Raw genomic sequence first — 18,836 nt, forward strand, 5'->3', positions numbered from 1 at the left:
GCAAGGCAAAAACTCAGAAGACTTTATCCGTTAATTTACGATTAACATAACACTACTTTCTTTTCCCCAAAAAACCATGATGCCCTGATAGCAATAATGCTCCACCAACGAAATTATAGCTTTCATACTTTCTGAGCTACAATCGAAATGGTTTGTAGTTCTTAGAGAATCAGATTTTTTGAGCGTCCTATTGTTCTTTTTTGGTAGCTTTGCGCCTTATTTGAATAATTTATGGTAATTCGTTTTGCTGTTCTTGGGTTCGGATATATCGGTCGAAGGCATACTTCTATCATCCAAACATTACCAGGGACTGAGCTGGTAGCTATTATCGAGCCTTCTTCTGACCGCATTTTCCCTGTTGGTATTCCAGTATTTCAAGACTTTGATCAATTTATATCAGCAGGAATTTCGGTTGATGTTCTATGTATTTGCACACCTAACGGGCTTCATTATGAGCAATGTATAAAAGGGTTAGCTATGGGAGCGCATATTTTATGCGAAAAACCTTTAGCATTAAAATATAAAGACTGTGTAGATATTATTGAACGAGCAAAAGAGTTAGACCGTAAAGTATTCTGTGTGATGCAGAACCGTTATAGCCCTCCAACGCAATGGTTACGCACTTTGTTGGAACAAAATAAATTTGGCAAAATTTATGCTGTTCAAGCTACCTGTTTTTGGAACAGAGATTCACGTTATTATAAGCCAGATTCATGGCACGGTACACGTAAATTAGACGGCGGAACGTTATACACTCAGTTTAGCCATTTTGTTGATATTTTACAATGGCTTTTTGGCCCATTAACGTTGCGTCATAGCACATTCTGGAATCATAACCACCAAGGTATAACCGAATTTGAGGATAGTGGAATAGTACTATTTGACCTACCATCAGGCGGTTATGCTAATATAACGTATTCAACTTCTACATGGGATAAAAACTGGGAGAGTAGCTTGGCTATCTTGGCTGAACTTGGTAGTGTTAAAATTGGAGGGCAATATATGAACGAAGTAGAATACTGCCACATACACCAAATAGACCCACCAATATTGCCGCCTACAAATCCACCTAATAATTATGGAGATTATGTCGGCTCTGCTAATAATCATGCAATGGTATTTTCTAACGTAATAAATACATTATTACATAATGATTCCATTATGACAACAGCCAATGAGGTTGCCTCAGTAGTAGCTCTTATAGAGGATGCTTATCGTAGCAATCCATTTTTGCAGGATACCCCCTCCTAATGGCTAATATATGGCTATGCAAGACCTAAAAGAGCGACAATTCGTTTTTATGGGAATTATAGCCTTCGTTTTTTTTATCTATATCTTGCGCTTAGGGTATCTACAACTACTAAGCCCTGATTACGCCCGTGATGCAGAACGAAATGTAGTTAAAAGAATTGTATTAGAACCTTCACGGGGAATTATTTATGATAGAAAGCATCGGGTTTATGTAACAAATACCCCGATATACGACCTAATGATTGTTCCCAAAGAACTATTCATTCCGGACACGAGTATTTTTGAACGCTATTTACATTTAAGTAGAGAAACTATCCGTAAACGCATAGAATATGCAAAAGCATATTCTATGCTAAAACCCAGTTTGTTAGAAAAACAAATTAGCGCAGATTTATATGCTCCGCTTCAAGAACATCTATGGCAATGCAGAGGCGTTTATACCGTACTTAGAAATGCCCGTAATTATTTGTACCCCGTAGGTGCAAATTATTTAGGCTACATCAGTGAAGTAAGCAAACGAGATATAGAATTATTTGAAAACTACTACACACAAGGCGACTTAATCGGCACTTCCGGCTTAGAACGCTATTATGAAAAATATTTACGGGGAAAAAAAGGGGTCAGAAAAGTTTTTATGGATGTCTTTGGTAGGCAGGTAGGAACTTTCGAGAATGGTAAACATGACACCATCCCGGAAAAAGGAGAAGATATTGTAGTTGGTATAGACATTGACTTGCAGGTAGCTGGAGAAAAGTTAATGCAAAATAAGCGCGGCAGTATCGTGGCTATTGAGCCGGAAACCGGCGAAATTTTAGCATTTGTATCAGCACCATCTTATGATCCTAACCTACTAACCGGCTACGAAGTTGTAAATAACTTTAGAAAACTAAATACAGATACTTTAAAACCTCTTTTTGACCGCCCGTTGATGGCTCGCTACCCCCCGGGGTCAATATTTAAAATCATAAATGCGCTAATAGCTTTACAAGAAGGCACATTATCCCCAAATTCTGTTTACCCTTGTGGTGGCGGCTTTTACCGGAATGGCGGCAGACCCAAGTGCCACCTACACCCAAGCCCATTGGACCTCAATGGCGCTATTCAACATTCCTGTAACGCCTATTTCGCAGCAACTTACGTGGACTTTTTAAACTCAAATAAATTCAGGAGCTTTAACCAAGCTTATGATGTTTGGTATAAATACAGTAAATATTTCGGGGTTGGGCAAAAACTAAATGTAGATATCCCCGGTGAAAGTTTTGGCAGGCTTCCCAGCCGAAAATTTTATGATAAATGGTACAAAGCAAATCGCTGGAGAGCAATGACCATCGTTAGTAATTCTATTGGGCAGGGAGAAGTAGAAATGACTCCATTGCAAATGGCTAATTGTGTTGCCGCAATTGCTAATAAAGGCTGGTATATTCAGCCCCACTTTTTTAAAAGTTTTTATGTAAGCAGCACTCCCTCCAATGATTCAATACAATTTAAACGAATTGATTTACCGATTGACTCCACCTATTTTTCGGTAGTTTTTGACGCAATGGAGCAGGTCGTTTTGGCAGGAACAGGATATTTAGCTCGTGTAGATAGTATCTCGATTTGCGGAAAAACCGGAACAGCTCAAAATCCACATGGCGACGACCACTCTGTTTTTGTCGCCTTTGCACCTAAAGATAAACCTAAAATAGCAATAGCCGTAATCATAGAAAACGCTACTTGGGGCGGAGCGTGGGCTGCACCCATAGCCGGCCTAATGATAGAACAATACCTAAAAGGAAAAATTACCAATCAAGCCCTCTTTGAGAGAATGGAACAAGCTAACTTTATAGACCCAGAAAAAAATCCCAATAAAGTTAAACTCAAAGACAACAAACCCAAAACTGAATAACCTTAATAATATGACTTTTCGCACAACCTATTATTTTATAGGGATATTTATCGGCCTCTTTGTGGCTTGCACTCCTCCAGAGAAGCCAGCAGACACACCACTTCCAACACCTACCCAAAACGCTGTATTTATCATCAATGAAGGAAACTTTGGATGGGGAAATGCATCCATTTCCTATTATGACTCTACCCAAAAAACGACCACCAAAGATATTTTTCAGCCCGCCAATAACCGCCCTATCGGAGATGTTTTGCAAGATGCCAAAAAGATAGGTAACTATCTTTGGACAGTAGTTAATAACTCCGGAAAAATAGAAATCATAGATACCAAGACATTTAAGTCCGTTTACACCATTTCCGGCCTAAAATCTCCGCGATATTTATTGCCAATACACTCAAAAGCGTATCTAAGTGATTTTAAGGATAATGCAATTTCTGTTTTGGATTTAAACGAGAAAAAAATAACCCAAAAAATCTATTTTCCGGGCTGGTCTGAACAAATGCTTTTGTACCAAAATATTATCTGGATAACTGCTCCACATAGCAAGAACATCTACTTATTAGATACACTCACTAACACCATTCAAGATAGTATTTTGCTAAATACCGGAGGAACCTCAATCGTAATGGATAAATTGAACAGAATTTGGGTGCTCTGTGAAGGAGACATCGGGGGAATAGAAAACCCTATTTTGTATGTAATTAATCCGGAAACTAAGCAAATTATCCAAAAATTTGTCTTTGGAAAATCTGCATCTTCCCGCCCCAGATGTTTAGCTACCTCTAATGACAAAAGCTATATCTATTTCTTTAACAAACATTTATATCGCTTGGGTATCATGGATACCACTCTTCCTGCCCAATACCTGATACAAAACACCGGCGGAGAATGGTATAGTTTAAATATCCAACCGAATACCAATAACCTGTTCATTACCAACGCTATGGATTATGTTCAGATAGGGAAGTTGGAAACCTATTCACCAGAAGGAAACCTAATTGGCTCAATACCGGCAGGGATAGTCCCCAATGGTGTTATTTTCTGATTACCAAAAGTTGCTTGTGGCTCAGAAAGATATAGCTTCGTTAACGGACTTTAAGCATAATCAACTTCATTAAGCGTTTTTTCTTACGGACTGATACCCCGTTCCTGATTCGCAATGAGTTGCCTTATATCTATTTTTGAATATCTTTGTATTTTAGTAGCGAAAATAAATAATGGTTACTTTCTCTCTAACCGTAAACGATAACGTTATTTTTTGCTTCTTTTTATGATGATTTTCTGAACTAAACCCCAATAACTATTAAAAAAATGGCTAATTTTCAAAATATAACAGTGCCACAATTTAATCCTGGTAAAGGTGGATTAAACTTGGTTACTATAATACTGAATGTATTCAGTATTATTATCATTTTGTTTGGCCTTATAGGTGCATTTACCGGAGGAATTAATGGTATGAAATTTTCTGATGGCATAATGGTAGCCTGTTTAGGGCTTGGCTTCATGCTTTGTGGATATTTATTAATGAAGTTTGGCATAAATAATACAAATGTGGTTTTTTATACCGATCGGATTGAATTAACAACCAAAAGAGGGGAAATAAAAAAAACTTTTACCAAAGAGGCCATACAATACATTGCTGCTTATGAATCACTTATGCAATCAAGAATGCAACATATCCCTTTTGATAGCCTAAATACCGCCAAAAGCAATTTAACTACCTTTATTATTTATATTGATACGCAACCTTATGATAAAGAGAGAGTTATAAATCTATTTGAGATTAAAGACCAAAAGAAATCTCTTTTTTTGCATAATAACGAAGAAGCCTGCTCTTGGATAAAAAAATATTATGCTGAAAAAATTAAAGCCCCAAATACTTAATCATCAAATAAAGAAAACTCTTTATCTTTCTTCTTAAACCTTCATTTCTAACTTGTAATGAGTTATCTATGTTTTTGAAGGGCTACTAACGTTATTCTTTCTTGTTTCTTTTTAGCGGTGCTTTCTGGATTGTAAATTAAATTGTTTTAGCAATAAAACAATTTGCAACATTGTTGCAAATAAGATATTTTTGCAGCCTTAATAAAAACTGCAATACGTGTTTCGCCGTTATATCGTCCCATTATCATGGATGCTGGTTTGCTCCGTCTGGATTTTTTCTTGCAAAAAAGAAAAAGATGACCCTAAGCTCCAAAATGAATCAGAAATAATAACGACATTCCATTATTACTTAAATCCGGTAGGTGGCGGAACTTCGGCAGTGTTTACTTTTAGGGATTTAGATGGCGAAGGAGGAAAACCGCCGGAAATCATAACGGATTCTTTAGCTTCAAATAAAGTATATCAAGGGCAGGTCATTCTGCTCAATGAACAAAAAAATCCGCCAGATACAATTTCAAAGGAAGTTTTAACCGAAGGAACTAAACATCAACTTTTTTACCAGCCTTCCGTAGCTGGGCTTAGTGTTCAGTATCAGGATACTGACGCAGACAGAAACCCGATTGGGCTAATAACAAAACTTACAACGGGATCCGCAGCTAATGGCATTCTAAGGGTTACACTTCGGCATGAACCCAATAAATCTGCTGCTGGAGTTGTAGCAGGCGACATTACGAATGCCGGAGGCGAAACAGATATAGAAGTTAGCTTTAATGTTACGGTTCGTTAGGCTGATATTTTATATCCATTTGTGGCTACCGATATTGGCATCAGGGCAGCCCTGCAATAAGCATTTAACTGGGTTTATTCGTGATATAAGCACCGGATACCCAATGAGTTATGCTACAATTTTTATCGAAGAAACTAAACAAGGAGCAATAAGTGATAGTGCGGGAAATTATTCTATATCCGGTATTTGTTCGGGTAGGTATCATATTCGGGTGAGCCATGTAGGTTGCGAGCCAGACCGTTTTTTTATAGACATATACAGAGATACTACATTTAATATTTATCTGGATCATCATCAAAAACTGCTCTCTGATGTTGTGATTACTGAAAGGATTAATCCTATGCAGAATCAACACGTTGTTAAAGAGTCTTTTATTGCCGAAAATGCAGACCAAAATTTATCTACATTGATAGAAACGGTAACGGGAGTAAGCTCACTAAAAACAGGAAGCGGTATTGCCAAACCCGTTATTCATGGTTTGTATGGAAATCGGGTCAGTATCAATAACAATGGTGCTTTTCAAAGTGGCCAACAGTGGGGTAATGACCATGCGCCGGAAATAGACCCCTTGGCTGCCGGCAAAATAACGGTGGTTAAAGGAAGCGGCGTCGTTGAATATCCCGGTAACTCATTAGGGGGGGCTATCTTGGTAGAATTTCCGGATATTCCCGAAGAACCTCACCTGCACGGAAAAATTAATACCTATTTTGGAACAAACGGAATGGAGCAAGGTGCTAATATTCAAGCATATCAAAAAAATAAAATCTTGGGATGGCGGATAAGCGGCACTCTAAAAAATCAAGGAGACAAAAAAACAGCATCTTACTTCCTCCGAAATACAGGAAGCAGAGAAGCAAATATTCATCTGAAAATCCAAAAAAACTGGTCAGAAAAGATTCATACCGAAATCTATGGCAGTTCATTTAACACCATTATCGGGATTTTAAGGGGTTCACATATTGGAAATATTACAGACCTACAAGAAGCCTTGCAGCGCGAAGTGCCCTTTTTTACAGAACCTGATTTTTCATACCAAATTTCTGCCCCGTATCAAGCCGTTAGCCACCATTTATTGAAAGGGAAAACGACCTTCTTTTTTTCTGAAAAAGCATACTTAGGCGTTGCTTATTTTGGGCAAATTAACATCCGTAAAGAATATGATATTCGGCGTTCCGGGAAAAGTTCAATACCTGCATTGAGTCTAAACCAAGTTTCACAATGTATTGAAGTTAAGTATAATAAACAATTTGCCCAAAAATTAGACCTAAAAACAGGCTTTCAATTATTGCGCATAGACAACACCAACCAGCCGGAAACCGGCATTTTGCCGCTTATTCCGGATTATCTAACACATAAATTTGGCTTTTTCTCATTGTTAAAAAAACAGTATCTTCGGTGGCAATTAGAATTAGGGAGCCGCTATGAATATGAAAACCAGAAAGTTGTAACCATAACCAGAGGCATCTCGCCAGCTATTGCTCGATACAATAACCATTTTCATAATTTTTCTATTATTTATGGAGCAGCTTATCGCTTCAGCCCGAACTCTACCATGACGGCGAATGCCGGCCTTGCCTCCCGAAGCCCCGAAATAAATGAACGATATAGTTTTGGGCTTCACCAAGGGCTTAGCAGTATTGAAGAAGGTAATCCCGAATTATCTTCAGAAAGAAGTTTTAAAGCAACTATTTCTTGGGAGAAAATTATCCAAAAAAAATTTTTTAGCGAATTGTTGGTCTATTATCAAAATATTCGGCAGTTTATTTTATTGAAGCCCCAAAATGAGTTTCGTTTAACTATTCGCGGCGCATTTCCGGTCTTTCGTTACGAACAGTTACCGGTAACTATCTGGGGAATAGATTACAACGCTTCTTATTATATTAACCCTCAACTATATACATCTTTCAAATGTAGTTTTGTGAAAGGTTATGATCAGGTATCTAAAAATACGTTGGTTTATACTCCGCCGACCAATATCGGTGCTGCAATAGCATACCAAGCAGGGCATTTTCTCTTTTTAGAAAATCTGGGAATCGAGCTTAGCAATAAGTATGTTTTTAAGCAAGTTGGCCTTTCTCCTGAGCAGGATTTTGCACCGCCACCGCCGGCCTACAATTTATTGGGGCTGAAAATAACCGCACAAAAACTGCTGAAAACACATAATTTTAATTTTTACGTTAAAGTTGATAATCTTTTGAATACTCGGTATCGCGATTATTTAAACCGGCTACGGTATTTTGCAGACGACTTAGGAATCAACTGCATTGTGGGCTGCTCTTATACGTTTTAGATTGATATATTCCCCAAAAACTATCCTTAATAAGAATTGTTGATTTAGTCAAAGAAACGCCAATCAACCCCAAAGGAAAACGTTCTTTCTAACATTGGATACCCCAATGTGGTCATATATCCGGGCTTAGGCATACCCTCATTTAAATGGCTCAGGCGAAGATAAACGATTACTGTTTTGATAGTTAAGGTTGCGTAAGTATCTAATTGTAAATAACTCCACATAGTTACCGGATTTCTATCAGGGAAAAACTGCTGGGAAGAAGGGTCAAATTTTATTAAACTGAATGAATCAAGGTAAAGTCCTCTTAACCCAAACGTTAGGTTAGCTGCGTGCTTAAAAACATCTCTTTGAAAGTAAAAATTGCAGGTTGCCCGAAACTTAGGTTGAGTCTGATTAACAGCAAAAGCCGCCGAATCTTTTTGCAAAAAATGAAGGTACTTAAACTCCGGCTCTATATGCCAAGAACGCCACTGACACTTTCCGGCTAAATAAACCGTTGCAACAGAAGTAGGCGTTTGGCTTTGATGGTATTCTAACTTAAAATCAGGATAAATTTGGTTCATTAATTGCTGAAAATAAGCACCTATGGAAAATTTTTGCTGCTGAATATATCTATTTTGCTGTAGTTTCGGTTTGGTGTTCAGTGCATACTCGACTTGAAGTTGATACAAACTTTCAGGGTTGAATTTTTTTCCATCAGATAATATCGTGCTGCCGAAATTCCGTAAGTGAATAATTGCCGGAGCCGTATTAGCAACATCGGCTACAATCTGTATTTTATGGGGAATATATTGAAATACAGATAGATGTGATTTATTTGCGTTTTTTAAGTTTTTTTTAAGTGTATCTGAAATTACTATTTCTGTGCTTTTTTCGGGTGCGAACAAATAATCAAAATGTAAGCGGGATTCTTTACCCTGAATAGTTTTTTGTGCAAAACGGACGTTACCACTCAATGTACCCAATTGTTCCGAACGAAAAATGAGGTTTGTTTGATATTCATGCACATATTGCGTAAAAGAGTTTTGTTCTAACCGAAAAACATCTTGTTGCATACCAACATTAAAATTGGCTATTAGCTTGCCAAACTTTAATAGAAATCCGGGACTCACATTTTGGCTTACAACATTGGCATGGTAATCCATAAACAAAACAGAATCTCCTTTCCATGGATAACTCCCTGATGATAAGGTATCTTTGGGAGAAATTGTAGGGTCTGCATATTGCTGAAAGTATTGTTGCCAGTTAGCATTTAGTAAAATCCCCACATTATTAGGCATAGAATCCGGTTTAAGCAGTAATACGTGATGGGTTTGGATGCCTTTAGTTCTCCGACTATACTTTGTGCCGGATAGTGCTACGACCTGCGCTTGCTTGAGAAATGCATTTTCAAGAGTTTTGTTGCTATCCAAAACAGAGCCTCCGTTAAGTTCGTCATTCAGCTGAGAATAATATCCGGCAAAAGTACCTTTATACCTACGGTCAAAGCTCCGGAAACAGTTTGTCCAAGATGCCGTAACGTGGTCAGTAGTGTTGTTTAGATAAGCTCCGGAGGCAGTCCTGCGTTTAAACGTTAGAGTAGAATTCCAGATTGGCAGTATATTTTGAGATACTTCTGCTTCTAAGAGTTGTGTTTTCCGGCTGGCTTGGTCAAAACGGCCTCTTAAATAGGGGGTTTTAGTGTCAAAATATTTTAAAGCTGTGGCACTTAGGCTATAAACGTCATATTGCCGAGTAAAAGGGTTTTTAAAAAGTTGCGTATTTTGGTATTCATCAGAAAAAGCACCGCTAAGGTGTTTATAAGGTTTTCCGACCTGCCCAAGATTCCAGCTAAAACCAGCAAGGTACGCCCATTCGTCCCAATAACCAACCGTTAATAAATTTGGATTGTAGAGTTGAGAATCCGCAGCAAAAGTTACCCACTGGTTTGGGTTGATAATAAATGCCTTAGGGGTAATCATTTTTTTCTTTTGGGCAGAATCTTGCTTAGTAGAATCTGCTTGAGTAGGATTTTGGGCAACTGCCGAAAGCGTATTCCCAAGAACCAAAATAAGCCCACAAAAAAGGGAAAGATAACGAGCTATAAACACAGGGCAAAATTATTAGGACAAACGTTATCGAATGAAGGCTTTTAGAAAAACACCCTATTTTTAGAAATAAATTTTGACTTCTGGCATAACCGATAACGTTACTCCTGATTGCCAAAAATTTTAGCATACTTTCTGAACCACAACTCTAAAAATATCATATTCTTAAACTTTTATTAATTCTTGTATTATTATTTGGGCAACATAATGTAACTTTGCGGGCTAATTGAAATTAACAGAGTTTTCATGTCTGAAAAGAAGAACATCGGGAAAATAGCTCAAATAATAGGCCCTGTAATTGACGTTGATTTTAGTGACGCCAATACCGAGCTACCCAAAATCTACAATGCATTAGTGGTTCACCGTCCGGATAATACCCGGCTATTTTTAGAAGTGCAACAGCATTTGGGAGAAAGTCGAGTCAGAACGATTTCTATGGATGCTACTGACGGGTTAAGCCGTGGACTTCTTGTTGAAGATTTAGGCCACCCAATTGAAGTACCCATCGGAGACACAATTAAGGGAAGGTTATTTAACGTTGTGGGAACAGCTATTGACGGCCTACCACAACCTAAGTACGATAGAGGCTACCCTATCCATAAACCGGCACCTAAGTTTGAGGAATTAGCTACCGACCAAGAAGTACTTTTTACCGGAATTAAAGTTATTGACTTATTAGCTCCGTACCTAAAAGGAGGAAAAATCGGACTATTTGGCGGCGCAGGAGTTGGTAAAACCGTGCTAATCATGGAGTTGATTAACAATATTGCTAAACACCACTCAGGCTTATCTGTTTTTGCAGGCGTTGGAGAACGCACACGTGAAGGAAATGACTTATTACGTGAGATGATTGAATCCAGCGTTATTCGCTACGGAGAGAAGTTTAAACACGCTTTAGAAGCCGGTAAATGGGATTTAGAAGCCGTAGATCAAGCATTATTACCAGAATCACAAGCTACATTGGTCTTTGGCCAAATGAACGAACCTCCCGGCGCACGGGCACGAGTAGCTTTAACAGGACTATCTATTGCAGAATATTTTAGAGATGGAACAGAAGAAACCGGCGGACGGGACGTTCTATTCTTTATTGATAACATTTTCCGTTTCACACAGGCCGGTTCTGAGGTTTCTGCACTCTTAGGTCGTATGCCTTCTGCGGTAGGCTACCAGCCCACATTATCATCAGAAATGGGCGCAATGCAAGAGCGTATCACCTCAACAAAACGCGGTTCAATCACATCTATACAAGCTGTTTACGTTCCGGCAGATGACTATACTGACCCAGCTCCGGCTACCACTTTTGCCCACTTAGATGCCACAACAGAACTTTCCCGCGCTATATCCGAGTTGGGTATTTACCCCGCCGTTGACCCGCTAACATCTTCTTCCCGAATTTTATCCGCAGATGTTTTGGGCGAAGAACACTATAAATGCTCCCAAAGAGTAAAAATGATACTCCAAAAGTACAAAGACTTACAGGATATTATCGCAATTCTGGGTATGGATGAATTATCAGATGAAGATAAACTCACCGTAACACGCGCACGTAAAGTACAACGCTTCCTCAGCCAGCCATTCCACGTAGCAGAACAGTTTACCGGTATGAAAGGCGTTTTCGTTAAAATAGAAGATTCCATCAAAGGATTCAACGCAATCATTGACGGTGAATTTGACCACCTTCCAGAAAATGCTTTTTATATGGTAGGAAGCCTTGATGATGCTATCGTTAAAGGACATAAACTACTTCAAGAAGCCTAAGCATGAAAACCTTAACGTTAGAGTTGGTAACCCCGACTTCTAAAGTCTATAGCGGCGATGCAATCGCGGTAGTAGCCCCAGGAACAGAAGGTAGCTTTGAAATTCTATACAACCACGCACCTATGATCTCTTTGTTGGGAACAGGAAAACTGATGATTCGCACACCAGACCAACAAGAAAAATACTTCCAAATCCAGGGCGGAACCCTTGAAGTAAATTCAAATAAAGTAATTGTATTAGCTGAAAACATTCAGTTTTTCTAATACAAATTCTAAAAAGCAACATTACTTACCCAAAATGCAGCAAGGAATAGATTTCTTGCTGCATTTTGAGGTTATAGCTCAGAAAGTATAATAAAAAGATTGGCAATAAATAAGGGCAATATTCCGCTAAAAATATAAATAAGTTGCTTATTTTTAATAAAATAGATATTTTATTACAGGATAGAAAATATACAATTGTGTCATCTACAGAATTAGTCGTATTTGATTTTAAATGTGATTCAACTTGTTATCATTTAGTGTAGATTCTATGCCATTGTTGAAACTTGATAACAGAAATGCACGTACCTTTGCCGCGTGAAGAAGCGGGTACAAGTTGGGATTTTTGCTTCGGGAAACGGTACGAACGCACAAACGTTAATTGATTATTTTCAAAATTCAACGACTGTTGAAATTGCTGCAATATTCAGCAACCGTGCAGATGCTTTTGTGTGTGAACGCGCCCGTAAATCTAACCTTTCCTGCGTTATATTCAATAACCAACAGGCTTCTGATGAGGATTACTTGCTGGAAAAGCTACACCAGTATCGCATTCAGCTAATTGTGTTAGCCGGCTATTTACGGCTAATACCGGAAAAAATAATCCAGCAATATCCGGAAAGAATTGTAAATGTGCATCCTGCATTATTACCTAAATTTGGCGGCAAAGATATGTATGGCTTAAAAGTCCATGAGGCCGTTATGGCAGCCCAAGAGCCGGTTACGGGAGTTACTTTCCATATCGTAAATACGGCCTATGACCAAGGCCGAATTTTATTTCAGGCCGAAACACCGATAACCTACCCCACAACCCCAACAGAAATTGCAAAAAAAGTACAAATACTTGAACATCAATATTTTCCAAGGATTATTGAGTCCTTGTCAGAACCTATTTATCAACAAATTAATTTAACTCCTGATGGAAAAACGTATTGAAACTGCGTTATTGTCTATTTATGACAAAACCAATTTAGAACCACTTGCACGGGCATTACACGCAAACGGCGTTCAGTTGTATGCCACTGGTGGTACCTTAGATTATGTAAAAGGAATTTCATTACCCGTTCAGGATGTTAGTCAGGTTACGGGATTTCCGGCTATTTTAGGAGGTCGAGTAAAAACGTTACACCCGAAGATATTCGGGGGTATTTTAGCTATTCGGGGAAATTCTACCCATGAAGAAGAAGTCTTGAAGCATGATATTCCGCTATTTGACTTAGTAGTTGTGGATTTATATCCGTTTGAAGAGACTTTGAGAAATACTGCTGACCCAGTAGAAATCATTGAAAAAATAGATATTGGAGGCGTTTCATTGATTCGGGCTGCTGCAAAAAACTTTCATGATGTGCTGGTTATTCCGGCTACTCATTATTATGAACAGTTTTTAGCAGAATATATTTCCAAACAAGGAAGTTTTTCTGAAATAGATAGAAGAAAATATGCCGGATATGCTTTTCAGCTAACTGCTCGTTATGATTCACTTATCGCTGATTGGTTTGAAAGCCCTGTAGAGCAGATTAACTTACATTATGAACCTAAGGTTAAGATGCGTTATGGTGAGAATCCCCATCAAGCAGCTACATTTTTTGGAAATTTACAGGAGTGTTTTACCCAGCTACACGGTAAAGAGCTTTCTTACAATAATTTATTAGATATAGATGCGGCATTTCGCTTGATTCGTGAGTTCACTGCTCCTACTTTTGCAATCATAAAACACACCAATCCCTGCGGGATAGCCAGCCGTTCCACCCCGCTAAATGCTTGGGAAGATGCCTTAGCCTGCGACCCCATTTCGGCTTTTGGCGGGATTATCATTACCAACCAAGACATTCCCCTAACTGTTGCAGAATCCCTCAATGAAATTTTCTACGAAGTACTCATCGCACCTCATTTTTCTAAAGAAGCATTAGAACTTCTATCACAGAAAAAAAATCGTATTCTCTTAAAATCTAAACCCGTAAACCTACCCGGAGTAGTTTATCGTTCTTGCTTAAACGGACTTTTGATGCAGGAATATGATGCCGGATACACACAACCAATTGATTATCAGATAGTAACAACAAAGAAGCCAGCCCAAAATCAGTTTAAAGATATTATTTTTGGGGAAAAAGTTTGCAAGCATTTAAAATCAAATGCCATTGCAATTGTTTATCAAGAGCAACTTATTGGTTCCGGAATTGGGCAAACTTCTCGTATAGATGCGTTAAACCAAGCCATTCACAAAGCCGAAGCGATGGGATTTATTTTGGAAAACGCGACCTTAGTATCCGATGCTTTCTTTCCGTTTACGGACGGAGTTCGTGTAGCTAACGCTGCCGGTATCAAGTTGATAATACAGCCCGGCGGATCTGTACGAGATAAAGAAGTGATTGAATATTGTGAAGAAAACGGAATCTGTATGGTATTTACCGGAAACCGCCATTTTCACCATTAATAGCCATGAAAAAGCACGCTAAATATCCTAAAAAAAATTATTTTATTCGCAGAACATACAGTTTTCGTTATGCTTTAACTGGAATTAAAACCCTGATTTTAACCCAGCCAAATGCACAAATCCACTTTGTCGTTTCTGTTTTTCTGATTTTTTTAGGGATATTGATGCACTTAAATTGGTTAGAGTGGTCATTGATTAGCTTGTGTATGGGCTTGGTGTGGGTAGCGGAATCTTTAAATACAGCAGTTGAGTTTATGATAGATTTGGTTAGCCCTGATTACCACGAATTAGCTAAGAAAGCTAAAGATGTAGCTGCCGGTGGCGTTTTATTAGCTGCCACAGCCGCTATTTGTGTCGGCTTATTTGTCTTAGGGCCAAGACTTTGGGCGTTACTCGGTAGCTTATATTAATCCTTTGCAGCAGCCACATTTAAAAATATTTTAGGCATCATGACTTCACAAACTATAAAAGTTAAGCCTAATTCATTATACAAAAAAACGTAACTTAGCCACAAAATTCATTAACAGGTATTTTTTTCTATGAAAAAAAGCGAATTAAGTAACTATCTGAAATTTAGAGAGTTTAAAGTATATGGTACAGATGAATGGTACGCAAATGATGAAAAGAAGTATCGTACCGTTTTTGAACAGATGGAAACAACTTATGTGTGGACAGAGTTTTCATTCTACAATAAACTCTTTGATGAAAGAAATTGGAATTTAAGTTGTAGCATCAAAGCTTTTCGTAACTCTGATAACAGTTTGATATGCGACCAAGATGCCAGCATGGAGATTGTTAAAGAGCTTAACATCGTTTATATCAGAAAGGGCTGGGGGATGGAGAGTGCTGGTGCATTCTGGACTGCCGGCAGCTATCGCTGGGAGGCATGGATAAATGACGAACTCTTTACCACCACAGAATTTACCGTAAACAACTATGGCATCGTAACGGCACAAGAAAACCCTTATTTTACCGTAAAACATATTAAAACCTTTGAGTCCGGCTACAATGAACCCGCTATCAATGACCGAGTTTATTACGGCCAATTTGACTCAGAAGGAACTCGCTATGTGTGGGTAGAATTTACTTTTGAAAATAAACTCAACTATTCTCCTACCAAAAGTAAGTCATGGAAAGGTGAACTTTTCTTCAACTACTCCGATGATACCGGCCGACTAAAAGGAACAGTTACCCGAAATATAGATATTAATTTAGATACTACAGAATATACCCTAAGTGTTGGTTGGGGTTCTGAAACAGCGGGTACTTGGGGTAAAGATAATTTCCGCATGGCCGTTGTCTTTATGGACCAAGTAGTTGCCGTGGCGCCATTCACCGTAGCAGATTCATTCATCTCATTAGAAGAATATACTCCCTACACAGGCTTAAATACCTTAACTACCGCCGGTAGCACTACGGCTGCGATAACACCTCCCGAAACCATAGAATCAGTAACCGAAGAACTTGAATCTATGGTTGGTTTAAATAATATTAAACAAAAGTTAAAAGAATACATCCAGTATCTAAACTTTTTAAAAATTCGCAGCGAAAAAGGGTTTAGTGATAGCACCCAGATAAACCTACATGCCGTTTTTACAGGAAACCCCGGTACAGGAAAAACAACGGTCGCAAACCTACTTGGTAAGATTTATAAAGTATTAGGCTTACTCCCACGCGGGCACGTTCACGAAGTTGACCGCAGCGATATTATTGGAGAATACATAGGCCAAACTGCCCCAAAAATCAAAGATGCAATCGGAAAAGCGCAAGGCGGAATCCTCTTTATTGATGAAGCCTACTCCCTAACACGAAATAAAGAAGACGGCAAAGACTTCGGGCAAGAAGTAATCGAAATCTTAGTAAAAGAAATGAATGACCCCAAAAATAACTTTGCAGTCATCGTTGCCGGCTATCCAGAACTCATGGAAAAATTCTTAGATTTTAATCCCGGATTAAAATCACGATTCACTGCCGTCTATCATTTTCTGGATTACACCCCGCAAGAACTTATCTTGATAGCAGACTACGCCGCCAACAAACGCAGCGTTACCTTAGAAACCGAAGCCAGAGACTTTTTATATACCCGAATTGTAGAAGACTACCGCAATAGAGACGAAACCTTCGGAAACGCCAGATTAGTGCATTCCCTGATAGAAGAAGCAAAAATGAACTTAGGGCTCAGACTAATGAAATCCCCAGACATTTCAAGCCTGACCAAAGAAGATTTCGCTACCATTAAAGTTGAAGATATTAAAAAGATATTTGCTCAAAAAGACAGAATTGTTGCTGATATTCCCATAGATGAAGATTTGCTGCGCGAATCCCTTGCTGAACTTAAAGCTATGGTAGGCTTAGACTCCGTAAAAAAAGAAATTGATGAGTTAGTTAAATTAGTGCGTTTTTACAGAGAAACTGGACGAGATGTTCGCAAAACCTTTTCCCTACATGCTGTTTTTTCAGGAAACCCCGGTACCGGAAAAACAACCGTAGCCCGTATTGTTGCCAAAATCTATAAAGCATTGGGAATCTTAGAACGCGGCCACTTAGTAGAAGTAGATAGACAAAAACTCATAGCCAGCTACTTAGGCCAAACAGCCGAAAAAACAAATGCCGTAATAGACAAATCTATCGGCGGAATTTTATTCATTGATGAAGCGTATGCACTCACTACCAGCGGTGATGACTACGGCAGAGAAGCTGTAGAAGCTATCTTAAAACGTATGGAAGACCAACGCGGCCAATTTGTTGTAATTGTAGCCGGCTATACAGACCAGATGGAGCAGTTTCTAAACTCTAACCCCGGCCTACGCTCCCGCTTTGATAGGCATTTCTTCTTCCAAGATTACGATGAACATCAATTAATGCAAATGGCATTATCCTTATTGGCAGTAGAAAAGTTAAAACCGGATGCCGAAGCACAAGAATACTTAGAACGATTCTTCACCCAAATAGTATCCAGAAAAGGTAAAAACTTTGGAAACGGCCGCCAAGTACGAAAGGTGATCGAAGCCTCCATCAAAAACCAACATTTACGGCTTGCTACATTATCGCCTTCCCTACGTACACCTGAAGCATTATACACGCTGATTTTAGACGATGTGGACGACCTTGTACTGGAAGAGCCCGGCAAAAATCGCAGCAGCATCGGATTTGGCCAAACCCAGTAACAGATAATAACAACAATTTGAAAGTTCGCAACTTACTTTGTAACTTGCACAGTTTTTTAAACAGATCATGAAACTGAACAACATCATCATGCCTACAGATTTTTCGGAATCTGCAAAATTAGCACTACAATTTACTTCTATTATTGCCAAAAAAGCCGATGCTAAGATCCATTTTGTGCATATCTATAACGTTCCTTACGCACATTCCGGCACCCCTGATGCTGGCCTAACGATTGATTCTGCCGCTCACACCAAAATAAGAGAGCAACTAAATGCCCAAATGGACGCGCTTATGGCAGAACCTTATATGCAAGGGATTAAAAGTGATAGACACTTTTTAGCAGATATGGAACCATGGGAATTTGTAGATCGCATTAAAATTGATGCCGGACTAATTGCTATGGGAACTCACGGCTCTAAAGGAAATATCTGGAATTCGTGGATGGGAACTAACACGGAAAGAGTTATCCGAAAAGCAAAAATTCCCGTCCTGAGCATTCCCGTAGGAGCTGTAATAGATTCTATAAAAAGAATTTTGTTCGCTACCGACTTTCAGGATGACTTAGACGAAATCTTCCCGCAAATAATATCTTTTGCCAACTTTTTTAATGCCAGAATTGATGTAGCTTGTATTATCACACCGGCAAATTATGCTACTTCAAAATATGCAAATGACCAATACAGCATCCTAAAAGCAAAATATCCCGATGCTAACTTACGCGGATTTATCTATAACGATGTTTCGGTAGAAGAGGGAATTGCTCATATCTGTGCAGATGAAAATATTGACTTAATTGCGATGCTCACACACGGTCGCACCGGCCTATTGCAACTCATAAAAGGAAGTATTGCCGAAAGCATTTCAAAAAACATCAAAACCCCTCTGCTTACCTTTAAACCCAGCTAATTCTGTAAAACGAATAAAAATAATTATTGGGATTTAGGAAATAAAAACTATAAATATAAATTTCAAAAGTAATTAACTATTTGATTTTCAGTGGTGTTTTTAGGTAATTTCTCCTAAAAA

Annotated in this window: 14 protein-coding genes; 13 read left to right on the forward strand and 1 reads right to left on the reverse strand. The window is 38.6% G+C overall.

Features of this window, described 5'->3' with window-relative positions; all coding sequences use genetic code 11:
• The first annotated feature begins 231 nt into the window (after positions 1 to 231).
• From LC115_11875 to LC115_11900, 6 genes are all read left to right on the forward strand, one after another.
• Positions 232 to 1,251: a Gfo/Idh/MocA family oxidoreductase gene (locus tag LC115_11875; GenBank protein MCZ2357361.1), complete on the forward strand. Its 1,020-nt coding sequence runs from the start codon at positions 232 to 234 to the stop codon at positions 1,249 to 1,251.
• 10 nt (positions 1,252 to 1,261) lie between these two features.
• On the forward strand, positions 1,262 to 3,139 hold the full coding sequence (mrdA, locus tag LC115_11880; protein MCZ2357362.1) for a penicillin-binding protein 2: 1,878 nt from the start codon (positions 1,262 to 1,264) through the stop codon (positions 3,137 to 3,139).
• A gap of 10 nt (positions 3,140 to 3,149) precedes the next feature.
• Positions 3,150 to 4,184, forward strand: a complete 1,035-nt coding sequence (locus LC115_11885; GenBank protein MCZ2357363.1) for a hypothetical protein — start codon at positions 3,150 to 3,152, stop codon at positions 4,182 to 4,184.
• Between the two features lie 266 nt (positions 4,185 to 4,450).
• A complete protein-coding gene (locus LC115_11890) occupies positions 4,451 to 5,023 on the forward strand; it encodes a hypothetical protein (protein MCZ2357364.1) in 573 nt (190 codons plus the stop codon).
• A 217-nt stretch (positions 5,024 to 5,240) separates the two neighbouring features.
• Entirely contained in the window at positions 5,241 to 5,810 is a 570-nt protein-coding gene (locus LC115_11895; GenBank protein ID MCZ2357365.1) for a type 1 periplasmic binding fold superfamily protein, read from the forward strand.
• Positions 5,794 to 8,100 (forward strand): TonB-dependent receptor, encoded by a 2,307-nt coding sequence (locus tag LC115_11900; GenBank protein MCZ2357366.1) that lies wholly within the window; start codon positions 5,794 to 5,796, stop codon positions 8,098 to 8,100. Before LC115_11895 ends, LC115_11900 begins: the two co-directional genes overlap by 17 nt.
• 44 nt (positions 8,101 to 8,144) lie before the next feature.
• Here LC115_11900 and LC115_11905 read toward each other — a convergent pair whose 3' ends face one another.
• Positions 8,145 to 10,193 carry a putative porin gene (locus LC115_11905; GenBank protein MCZ2357367.1) on the reverse strand — a complete coding sequence of 683 codons (2,049 nt, stop codon included), beginning with the start codon at positions 10,191 to 10,193 and terminating at the stop codon, positions 8,145 to 8,147.
• Positions 10,194 to 10,436: 243 nt separating this feature from the next.
• Between LC115_11905 and atpD the strand changes: the two genes are divergently transcribed.
• The 7 genes from atpD to LC115_11940 all read left to right on the forward strand — a co-directional run bounded on the left by atpD (position 10,437) and on the right by LC115_11940 (position 18,716).
• Complete coding sequence (atpD, locus tag LC115_11910) at positions 10,437 to 11,948, forward strand: F0F1 ATP synthase subunit beta (protein ID MCZ2357368.1); 1,512 nt, start codon at positions 10,437 to 10,439, stop codon at positions 11,946 to 11,948.
• Between the two features lie 2 nt (positions 11,949 to 11,950).
• Positions 11,951 to 12,211: an ATP synthase F1 subunit epsilon gene (gene atpC / locus LC115_11915; protein ID MCZ2357369.1), complete on the forward strand. Its 261-nt coding sequence runs from the start codon at positions 11,951 to 11,953 to the stop codon at positions 12,209 to 12,211.
• A gap of 315 nt (positions 12,212 to 12,526) precedes the next feature.
• Positions 12,527 to 13,144 (forward strand): phosphoribosylglycinamide formyltransferase, encoded by a 618-nt coding sequence (locus LC115_11920; GenBank protein MCZ2357370.1) that lies wholly within the window; start codon positions 12,527 to 12,529, stop codon positions 13,142 to 13,144.
• Positions 13,128 to 14,642, forward strand: a complete 1,515-nt coding sequence (gene purH / locus LC115_11925) for a bifunctional phosphoribosylaminoimidazolecarboxamide formyltransferase/IMP cyclohydrolase (protein ID MCZ2357371.1) — start codon at positions 13,128 to 13,130, stop codon at positions 14,640 to 14,642. The genes LC115_11920 and purH overlap by 17 nt, the downstream gene beginning before the upstream one ends.
• 5 nt (positions 14,643 to 14,647) lie before the next feature.
• On the forward strand, positions 14,648 to 15,052 hold the full coding sequence (locus LC115_11930; protein MCZ2357372.1) for a diacylglycerol kinase family protein: 405 nt from the start codon (positions 14,648 to 14,650) through the stop codon (positions 15,050 to 15,052).
• 129 nt (positions 15,053 to 15,181) lie between these two features.
• A complete protein-coding gene (locus LC115_11935; GenBank protein MCZ2357373.1) occupies positions 15,182 to 17,809 on the forward strand; it encodes an AAA family ATPase in 2,628 nt (875 codons plus the stop codon).
• Positions 17,810 to 17,876: 67 nt separating this feature from the next.
• Positions 17,877 to 18,716 carry a universal stress protein gene (locus tag LC115_11940; protein MCZ2357374.1) on the forward strand — a complete coding sequence of 280 codons (840 nt, stop codon included), beginning with the start codon at positions 17,877 to 17,879 and terminating at the stop codon, positions 18,714 to 18,716.
• The last annotated feature ends 120 nt before the right edge of the window (positions 18,717 to 18,836 follow it).

The organism is Bacteroidia bacterium (assembly GCA_026932145.1).
Classification (GTDB): Bacteria; Bacteroidota; Bacteroidia; order J057; family JAIXKT01; genus JAIXKT01.

Bases quoted from the DNA above. Each gene is read 5' to 3' on its own strand.
- LC115_11875 (MCZ2357361.1), top strand. From the start codon at position 232: ATGGTAATTCGTTTTGCTGTTCTTGGGTTCGGATATATCGGTCGAAGG.
- mrdA (MCZ2357362.1), top strand. From the start codon at position 1,262: ATGGCTATGCAAGACCTAAAAGAGCGACAATTCGTTTTTATGGGAATT.
- LC115_11885 (MCZ2357363.1), top strand. From the start codon at position 3,150: ATGACTTTTCGCACAACCTATTATTTTATAGGGATATTTATCGGCCTC.
- LC115_11890 (MCZ2357364.1), top strand. From the start codon at position 4,451: ATGGCTAATTTTCAAAATATAACAGTGCCACAATTTAATCCTGGTAAA.
- LC115_11900 (MCZ2357366.1), top strand. From the start codon at position 5,794: ATGTTACGGTTCGTTAGGCTGATATTTTATATCCATTTGTGGCTACCG.
- atpD (MCZ2357368.1), top strand. From the start codon at position 10,437: ATGTCTGAAAAGAAGAACATCGGGAAAATAGCTCAAATAATAGGCCCT.
- atpC (MCZ2357369.1), top strand. From the start codon at position 11,951: ATGAAAACCTTAACGTTAGAGTTGGTAACCCCGACTTCTAAAGTCTAT.
- purH (MCZ2357371.1), top strand. From the start codon at position 13,128: ATGGAAAAACGTATTGAAACTGCGTTATTGTCTATTTATGACAAAACC.
- LC115_11930 (MCZ2357372.1), top strand. From the start codon at position 14,648: ATGAAAAAGCACGCTAAATATCCTAAAAAAAATTATTTTATTCGCAGA.
- LC115_11935 (MCZ2357373.1), top strand. From the start codon at position 15,182: ATGAAAAAAAGCGAATTAAGTAACTATCTGAAATTTAGAGAGTTTAAA.
- LC115_11940 (MCZ2357374.1), top strand. From the start codon at position 17,877: ATGAAACTGAACAACATCATCATGCCTACAGATTTTTCGGAATCTGCA.